The following is an 8983-nucleotide window of genomic DNA, read 5'->3' as shown; positions in this document are numbered from 1 at the left end:
CTAACGAAATAAAGATCAGCATGGATGGCAAGGGCCGGGCACTGGACAATATATTTGTCGAGCGGCTCTGGCGTTCCGTCAAGTACGAGGAAGTGTATCTAAAGCAATATCAGACGATGCAGGAAGCACGGGACGGCTTGAGTGCCTACTTCCGGTTTTACAACCATGAGCGGCCGCATCAATCGCTCAACAACAGGACACCGGCAGAAGTACATGGCACTGCTGTGCAATGGCTGCAAGCCGCGTAAGAATACAATTTAACCCATAGGGCATTTTACCTTAATTTAATGCATTAGTGGTCTTGACAGTGGGGTCCACAATAGATGCCATGCATCGTGCCAGTAACAGTGGATTGCTGCTTGTACGGCTGCTCTCTGTCGGATCGTCGGTAAGCAAGGGTACTGGGGGGAGCGAGACAAGAGACTCGTGCAGGGCATCTAATTTTGCCGCCAGAGCGACTTGCGCGTCATCTCGTCGCACCTCCCCCGCGTCCACCTTGAGTTCATAAGCCGCTGCCACGAGGCCTGTCGAGAAGCACCGCCGAGCGACGCGATGTTTTTCTATCATCATCTTCTTCGTCATGGAGCTAATGAGTTTATCAACATGACACTATATTACTCTGTACGGTATCAAATGGATTTGTATTAGAGACTCAAATTTCGGAGTTCAACTTGTACAAAATTAGCATAACTATCTCAAATCTAGGGCTGGAGTTTGGGCAGAGCGGTCATTTTCCATTGTTGATCCGTGCTGCGAATCATGCCGTACCACTTGACAAACGGAGCTTCCCTGGACACCCACCAGAGAACTTGACCAGCAGATATCCATACAGTATTTTATACAGCATCACCGAAACGGGCCGTCAGGGTTAGACACCATGCCACGTTCAAGGAAAAGCCAGATCGCCCTGGAGGCGACTCCTTATTACCACTGCACCTCCAGGTGCGTACGCCGTGCCTTCCTGTGCGGCCGCGATAAGCACTCCGGTAATGACTATGAACACCGCCGGGGCTGGATCGAGCAACGTATGCTGGCTTTAGCTAACGTGTACGCACTCGATATCTGCGCCTATGCCGTCATGTCTAACCACTACCATATCGTGCTGCACATCAACGCAGAGAAAGCCAAAGCCTGGAGCGATACAGAAGTCATTCAGCGCTGGCATGCGCTCTATGCTGGCAACTTTCTCAGCCACGAGTTTCTGGCGGGTAAAAACCTACATGATGCACAACTCAAGGTCCTTTTTGAGCTGGTAACAGAATGGCGTGATCGCCTTATGTCGATTAGCTGGTTTATGCGTGCTTTGAACGAAGATATTGCACGCCAGGCAAACGCTGAAGACTTCTGTACTGGCCGCTTCTGGGAGGGCCGCTTCAAATCTCAAGCTTTGCTCGATGAAGCAGCACTGGCTACTTGCATGGCTTATGTGGATTTGAACCCCATTCGCGCGCAGATGACAGATGATCCAGAGAACTCTGGCCATACGTCTGTTAAGAAGCGCATTGACACTGTTCAAGCAGAGTCTGACGCTAATGAGCCAGCACAGCCTAAGCCGCTGTTCCCATTCGTAGGCTACCCTCGCCAGGACATGCCTACAGGCTTACCGTTTAGGTTACAGGACTACCTGGAACTGGTTGACTGGACGGGCAGACAGGTTCGGGCAGACAAGCGCGGAAGCACCGACCAAAAGGCTCCACCTATTCTCGAACGCCTCAACATCGACGTTGAGCACTGGGTTTACAACACCCAGCATTTCGAGAGTCAGTTCAAAGGTATCGTCGGTACGGTTCGTTCAATTAGAACGCAGTGTCACCGGTTAGGGTATCAGCGAACACCGGGACTGGCGGCCGCCACTCAGTTAACCTAGCTTACCAATTCAAGAATGACTATCAGGGTACCCTGAGATTTTCCCGTGCCTGAAAATCGGCTTTTTGGCCCAAATACCTCAATTTTTCGATCCAGATCCTTCTTTACCATTCACCTTTGACGAGTCTCTACTTACAGAACCGGTACCTTTTATAAACTCACTCCGTTGGGTGTCCTATTAGCCGTGGCGCAACGCCACCTCATCCATCACCCCCTGCCCTTGCTTGCGAGCTCGCAAAGCCTCTTCCTGCTTCTTGCGCCAGGCAAATACTTGCTCGAACCCCGGTGCCTGAAGCACGACAAGGGCATCCAGCTGCGCAAACCAGGGCTCGTAAAACTGTTTCAACTGATCATTCACGTACCGGCGCCAGTCACCCGCGGTATCTTCCCGGGCTTCCAACTGATTCACCGGTGTTTCCAGCTCGGGCTCCGCTTGCCCCGCCAGACCAACACACCATCCCTCGAACAAGAGGACATCAGGCGGTGCCTCACAATGGTGCCAGTCAACGCGAGGCGCACGGTCATCCTGCGCTTTGTCGAATCGGGGCAGCGAGTGAGAACCGGAGCCGGACTGAACCCAGGAAAAAATATCCCGCCCCATTGAGACATCGTGCGTACCGGGGACACCCCGAGTAGCCAGCAAAGGATGAGTGCCTTGGGCCAGCGCCTGTCGATTGGCCCGACTCAGGTACAGATCATCGATCGACAACACCTCAACTCTGAATCCGGCCAATTCCAAATGCCATTTCAAGACCTCAGCCAGCGTGGATTTACCAGACCCCTGAGTCCCCTGAATACCCACCAACCTAAACCGGTTGGCAACCACCCAATCGGCCAGCGGCTGATATAAAGTGCTTTGGTGAGACAGCAAGGCCTGAGGTAAACCGGCTGTGCGAATGAAATCTGCGAATGACGGGTCCATTATTTGTATCCTGTCCTGCCGTTAGGGCGTTAAGCCCTAACATGAATAACGTAAGAGACACTTCAGGATAGGACACAGCAAGATACCGGCCAGGACTGGCGGCGGATAGGAGGCACTGATTGCACAAAAATAGTGCAATCCGAGGGCATCGCCCCATTTTTACCGGGATGGAGCACCATTCAAGGGCGTGGGCGCTCGCCGTTGCCAAACGACGCGCTGTAACCGGCGTCAAAACACCAGCAGCTTCATGAGAATGGGTTTATTTGAGGACCGCAGCGTGGCCCAACCAACCTTAGTCAGCCTCGCTGCCAGCAAGCCCTCAGCGGCCGTAGCTCGCCCGCAGTTGATCAAATTCAGCAATGACACCGTCCATCAACTCAGCATCAAAAGGTTGCAACCCACTGACGATGAGTTTTTTGATGCCAGTGCCTACACGCACGCCACCGGCCATGATGTTGAACTCAAACAGAGCATCGCCACGCTTACCGTTCACATTCAGTGAGGTATTCGCCAGCTCGAGCGATGGTTTGCTGATGTCGAGGCTGGACAGTTCAAACGCCATACTCTCGTAAATCACCAGTGGCCGGCGCGGGTTGAACATAACCTGATGCTTTTCCAGCAAAGGCACCATGATGAACGGAAAATTCTGCCCGGAAAAAGCCACATAGCTGCGCGTCAGGTCTTCGATGAGCGATGCGTCGTGGCTGGTTTCGCCACTGTGCTCCAGATGCAGATACGCTTTTCCTTCGGCATCGACAATATCTATGGTGCCCTTGTCCACTTCCGGCAGTATCAGCCTGCGATCGGGCCCGACCATACCCGAAAAGCGGACCGACATGGACTTACTCAAACCGTACCGATTCAACACCAGCGCGAAGAGCAGATCACCTGGTACAACAAAACGCTTGGCCCCGACATTGTGAATGGGGTTGAAATCGCCAGCGATTTCCTTGGCAAAGGCACTGCCCTGCTCAGCACTGATGCTGATGGTATTGTCGGTGTGCTGAGTGTGAAAGGCGTCTAGAAACACAGGGCTCCCCTATTTATTGCAGCGGTAGATTACAGTAGTGCTGTTATGGATCTGATTATCCGGTCAGTAACCATGGCGGAACTGGCAGACACCATCACTGACACGCAATCATCCATTGTCAACCAAAGCCACTGATGATTCAGCGGCCTTCAACAAAAAGATCTGTGAATAAGGATCACTGAACATCGGCGAACGCTGGAAATGAGGGAAAGGCTCCCGCCCGACCAACGGCCCAGGCACCACACTTGACGGCCAATGCCAGTACTGATTCCCAATCTGGATCCTCGCTCTGGCAAAGACTGAACAGAATGGCACCTGAAAAGGCGTCCCCTGCTCCGGTGGTATCAACCACATTAACCGCAGGAACCGGCATTTGATGTCGCGCCGTTGGCGTTATCAGGGTAACCGGGTTGGCGCCATCAGTAATGAACACAGCTTTACCTTCATGGGCAAACACCCAGTTAACCAGTTCGGTTTCGGCATCGCCATCCCACAGGTCGACCAACTCTTCGCGACTGACTTTGATCACATCGGCACGCTTGAGCATCGATTGTATTGGCTCGCGATAGTTGGTCTGATCGGGCCACAGATTCTTGCGCAGGTTGACGTCGAAGCTGATCAGATTTCCCGCGGCCCGGCATCGATCGATAAACCCAATGTGGACCCGCCGTATACCAGGCTCAGTCAGGGTGTTGGAACAAGCGTGTACGACACCGGTCACGAATTCAGCCGGGTTCGGCAATTTGTGAGCGGCCAGCATCACGTCCGCCGTACCCTGGCGATAGAACTGGAAGCTGCGCTCACCGCGATCGTCGAGCGTGACCATCGCCATGGGCGTAGGGGCATCGGTTGAACGCAGATAGCGGGTATCGACACCATAATGATTCAGCGCGGTTTTCAGGTACTGCCCAAAACCGTCCCGGCCAACCTGACCAATAAACAAGGAGCGCGCTCCAAGGCGCGCCGCAGCAACGGCGGCATTCGCCGGGGCACCACCCGGATAGAACACCGCCTGGGGCATGGCCAGGCCTTGTTCAGTCACGGTCCCGTTTTGCAGTGCATCGACCAGCACTTCACCAAAGGCATAAACCGGCTTCATGAACTATTCACTCACTTGGGCTGTTGCGTAATACTCGAAGTGTGTCACTTCCGCAGAGGGCTGTCACGGTTGGAAAGCCACCCTGGCCCCGGGTCTGCTACACAATTGGTCAGCAAGCCTGTTGCAGATAAGGAGCCTGAACAATAGGAGCCCGGCCGTATAATGGCTGATAAAACCGGATTGCATGAAAAAGTCTATAATCCAGTGTGGAAACACTGTTGAAGGCTATCGACGGGGAATACTCAGACAAAGCAGCCGAGGCTAACGAGATGGTGGCGCTTAATTGGTATCCCGTAGGGGACTCGAACCCCTGTTACCGCCGTGAAAGGGCGGTGTCCTAGGCCACTAGACGAACGGGACACGTCAAAAGCGGTGGGAACTCTAAGGTCGAGTCTGAATACTGTCAAGCAAATCTTTGTTTTTATACGTTTTTTTAGATTACACTGCTGACTATAAACCCACATTCAGCCGCCGACCATCCGGGTTGAGCCGTCTGCTGAATGAACATGAGAGGCCACATGGGCGCGTCTACTACGACATTGCTTGGTGTTATCGCAGTCACCATCATCAGCCTGATGGTCATCGGCATGCTCATCGCCCAGGGTCGGCACAAAGCCCGTGCTGCCAATAAAGAACTGTTGCAGAACCTGCTCAATCAGCAACGCAAGCTGAACAATGTGTTGCGAGGGTTGCCCTCCTCTTTTCTGTCACCCGAATTGCGCGACTTTATCTATCAGGCACTGCTGCAAAACATTAAGGCACAAATCCCGCTGTCGGCGGACAAAGCCAAATTACTGGAAGAGGACTTTCAGGAGCTGGCGAAAGAACGCGCCCGCTTGCGCAAAAACCCGCCCTCAGTGGCGGCGCCTCGCCTCAATTCCGAAGAAACCAACCTTCACCGCCAGACTCTGAAATCGCTGTTTCTGTTCATAAAACGCAACTATGACAGTGGCCGACTGACCAAGCCCGACGCCGACAAGCTAATGAGCCAGGTGGAGTACAAGCTGGTTGAAACGGCGCTGGATTATTTCAAAAGCCGGGCTGATCAGGCAATGACGACCAAGCACTTCCGGGAAGCACGGGTTGCCTACCAGAAAGCCATTGATACCATCGCGACGTCTCGCCAGGCTCAATTGTTCAAACAGGAGGAGATTGAGCTTCGGAACCGGCTACAACAAATCGTCGAAGCCTGGCGCGACGACCGCAAAGTACAATCCAGCGGTCAGGCCGAGCGGCTGGCGGCCGATATGGAAGGTCTGATAGATGACCAGGAAAGCTGGAAGAAAAAGAATGTCTACGACTGACGCACCATCCATTCGCCTGGCTGAGCGCATTCTCGCGGGCTTCGATCAGCACTATCAGATTTTCCGGTCCTACTGCGAGCGAGCCCATCAGGGATATCTCAATGCCCAATGGCAGGAACTGCAGGCCATTCACCGAGACCGGGTTGATCTCTATGACGCCCAGGTCGACTTGTGCGTTCAGTCGCTGCGGGACTTTGATGGAGGACTGGACCCGAAGAACTGGCAGGGGGTCAAACACTTACTCAGCGAACAACTGAAACAGCACCCACAGCCCGACCTGGCGGAAACCTTCTTTAACTCGGTATTTTGTCGGCTGTTTGACAGACGCTATTACAACAATGAATACATATTCGTCGAATCTGACGCCCTATGGCGCCACTACGAAACCGACGAAGACCTGGTGCGCCGCTATACCGTTGATGGCAATCTGGAAGCCACCATATTGCAGCTGCTCAGAGACATGGACATTGGCCTGCCGTTCGAAAACGCACACCGGGATGTTCGCCACCTGATTCAACGGTTTCGGGATCAGGAACCGGAGCTGGCAAAAACAGCCTCCAAATACAGCATTGATCTGATCACCACCCCATTTTTTCGCAACAAAGCCTGCTACCTGATTGGCCGGTTGAATCTGGCTAACCGCACGCTGCCCTTTATTGTGCCGGTTCTGAACAATGAAGACGGCTTTCTGTACGCCGATACCTTATTGCTCGATAGCAACGCCATGGCCATCGTCTTCGGCTTCGCCCGGGCCTATTTCTTTGTAGATACCGGCTGCCCCATGGCCATAGTTAATTTTCTGCGCAAGCTCATGCCGACTAAAACCCGGGCAGAGCTCTATTCGTCCATAGGTCTGCACAAACAGGGCAAAACCCAATTTTACCGCGAATTGCTGCAGCACATGGCCGTTAGCGACGATCAGTTCGAAATTGCACCGGGTATCAAGGGCATGGTTATGACGGTGTTTACCCTGCCCTCCTACCCCTACGTGTTCAAAATCATAAAAGACAAGTTTGCCCCACAGAAAGACATGACCCGTCAGCATGTCAAAAACCAGTATCATCGGGTAAAACAACACGACCGCGTTGGTCGCATGGCTGATACCTGGGAGTTCTCAAAGGTTGCCCTGCCGATAGAACGTGTATCGGAAGAACTTCAGCAAGAGCTGACCCGGGTAGCCGAATCCAGCATCCGTATAGAAAACAACCAACTGGTTATTAGCCACTGTTACATCGAGCGCCGGATGATCCCGCTGAACCTCTATCTGGAGGACCCGGCCCGTGAAGGGCAGCAGGAAGCCGTGTTAAAAGAGTATGGACAAGCCATTCGAGAATTGGCCGCCGCCAATATATTCCCCGGCGACATGTTATTGAAAAACTTCGGGGTGACACGCCACGGACGGGTCATTTTCTACGACTACGATGAGATTGACTGGGTCACCAATTGCCATTTCCGGCGGATTCCGCCACCACGCTACCCAGAAGACGAGTTGGCCAGTGAACCCTGGTACAGCGTCGCGCCGAACGACATTTTTCCGGAAGAGTTTGCAACCTTTCTGTTCAATGAAGCCCGGCTAGAACGCTACTTTGTTGCCTACCACGCCGCCCTGCTTGATGCAGATTACTGGCGTGGCGTGCAGGATGAACTGAACGCTGGCGTGGTCGCTGATATTTTTCCCTATCCGGAGCACATTCGCCTGATCCGCCCCTGACTGCCGACAGCACAGGGCAGCGCCCCGAGTCGTCAGTTTTGATCGTTCCGCGGCTGGGGCGCGAGTCGACCCGCACTCTGCATTGACAGAGTCCCCGGTTGATCAACACTGATCACAAAGCGACCGCAAGCTGCTCCACCCGAGGGCTGGCACTCACCCAACCCGGCTATCGTCGCCTCTGGTATCAGCTCAAGAATGCGACGGTCGTCCGTTACACACACCATTTTGCCTGCCTCAAGCCCAATCTGTTCACCACCGAGCGTCACCTGGACAGACATCAGACAGTGCCCTGGCAACGCCTCACTCAGAGCCCCTTGGGGGCTGCCGGCGTCACCGGGCTGAACCGTTACTGTACCCGATTCAGTCAGCGTCTGATCCATCAAGGGTACCAGTTGCAGCGTTGCTGCTTCAGAGAGGGAGATCGTCGCACTTGCAGACTCGTCCATTTCCGCGATCGCCGAGCCTGCCATTAGCGACATCAACACAGCCACAGAACACCCGAGTGATATTCCAAAAGGAGTTTTCATGCTCATCCTCAAGTCAGTAAACCGATAAAAACCCGGCCAGTTTACCAGAATCAGAGGCAGCGGGCAGACCACATGCCTTGCCAACGCGAAAAGATTCAGTACACAATGAAACGCACCTTTCCAGCATGGCACAGCCTAATGTACAAAAAACTGATGCTCTTTCTATTGATGGCTCTTCGTAAAACTCTGTGGAACCCTATGGCAGCATATCCAGCTTCCCACAGTGAAACAGTATGCTCGTTCTAAAGCCTTCGAAAGAACGATAACCTCGAGCGTTGGACTTTACCGTCTGAATCTTTGAGTTTAATCCCTCGGCGACGGCATTGCTGATCCGGTGATCGAAGTAATTCAACAAGCCATTTTTATGCGCTTTTAGCATTCTGGCCACTTTCTTGATGGGCTCCAAACGGCAACGAATAGCCCAGCTGTACCACTTCTCAAAATAGCGTTTCGCCCAACCTTTACTGTGGTAGTCCCAAAAGGGTCGGAAATGTTCTTTGATAGCCCATGAGCGTGCCACTTTG

At 53.3% G+C, this 8983-nt stretch carries 9 protein-coding genes and 1 tRNA gene; 4 read left to right on the top strand and 6 right to left on the bottom strand.

The annotated features are described in order from the left end of the window. Window positions 1-248, top strand: a 248-nt coding sequence (locus tag G565_RS0119345; RefSeq protein ID WP_028672309.1) for an integrase core domain-containing protein, incomplete at its 5' end; no start/stop codon positions are given. Between the two features lie 629 nt (window positions 249-877). Further along, window positions 878-1867, top strand: coding sequence for a transposase (locus G565_RS0119335; protein ID WP_028672307.1), 990 nt, complete (start codon window positions 878-880; stop codon window positions 1865-1867). A 177-nt stretch (window positions 1868-2044) separates the two neighbouring features. Here G565_RS0119335 and G565_RS25020 read toward each other — a convergent pair whose 3' ends face one another. The 4 genes from G565_RS25020 to G565_RS0119310 all read right to left on the bottom strand — a co-directional run bounded on the left by G565_RS25020 (window position 2045) and on the right by G565_RS0119310 (window position 5277). Then, on the bottom strand, window positions 2045-2788 hold the full coding sequence (locus tag G565_RS25020; RefSeq protein WP_051208291.1) for a hypothetical protein: 744 nt from the start codon (window positions 2786-2788) through the stop codon (window positions 2045-2047). 319 nt (window positions 2789-3107) lie between these two features. Continuing rightward, the gene (locus tag G565_RS0119325) at window positions 3108-3818 is read right to left on the bottom strand and encodes a DUF3581 family protein (RefSeq protein WP_028671481.1); all 711 of its coding nucleotides are present in this window, start codon (window positions 3816-3818) and stop codon (window positions 3108-3110) included. 175 nt (window positions 3819-3993) lie between these two features. After that, window positions 3994-4917: a carbohydrate kinase family protein gene (locus tag G565_RS0119315; RefSeq protein ID WP_028671480.1), complete on the bottom strand. Its 924-nt coding sequence runs from the start codon at window positions 4915-4917 to the stop codon at window positions 3994-3996. A 284-nt stretch (window positions 4918-5201) separates the two neighbouring features. Then, a tRNA-Glu gene (locus tag G565_RS0119310) sits at window positions 5202-5277 on the bottom strand. Window positions 5278-5435: 158 nt separating this feature from the next. On the opposite strand from G565_RS0119310, the gene G565_RS0119305 reads away from it, so the two are divergent. Beyond that, window positions 5436-6221 carry a hypothetical protein gene (locus G565_RS0119305; protein WP_028671479.1) on the top strand — a complete coding sequence of 262 codons (786 nt, stop codon included), beginning with the start codon at window positions 5436-5438 and terminating at the stop codon, window positions 6219-6221. After that, window positions 6208-7932, top strand: a complete 1725-nt coding sequence (aceK, locus tag G565_RS0119300) for a bifunctional isocitrate dehydrogenase kinase/phosphatase (protein ID WP_028671478.1) — start codon at window positions 6208-6210, stop codon at window positions 7930-7932. The genes G565_RS0119305 and aceK overlap by 14 nt, the downstream gene beginning before the upstream one ends. A 32-nt stretch (window positions 7933-7964) precedes the next feature. Here aceK and G565_RS0119295 read toward each other — a convergent pair whose 3' ends face one another. Further along, window positions 7965-8459, bottom strand: coding sequence for a hypothetical protein (locus G565_RS0119295; protein ID WP_028671477.1), 495 nt, complete (start codon window positions 8457-8459; stop codon window positions 7965-7967). Window positions 8460-8655: 196 nt separating this feature from the next. Beyond that, window positions 8656-8983: transposase (locus G565_RS25015; protein WP_037339376.1), on the bottom strand; the 328-nt coding region annotated here is incomplete at its 5' end.

This window comes from Saccharospirillum impatiens DSM 12546 (assembly GCF_000423605.1).
Taxonomy (GTDB): Bacteria; Pseudomonadota; Gammaproteobacteria; order Pseudomonadales; family Natronospirillaceae; genus Saccharospirillum; species Saccharospirillum impatiens.
This window is presented reverse-complemented; position numbering and strand designations above follow the sequence as displayed.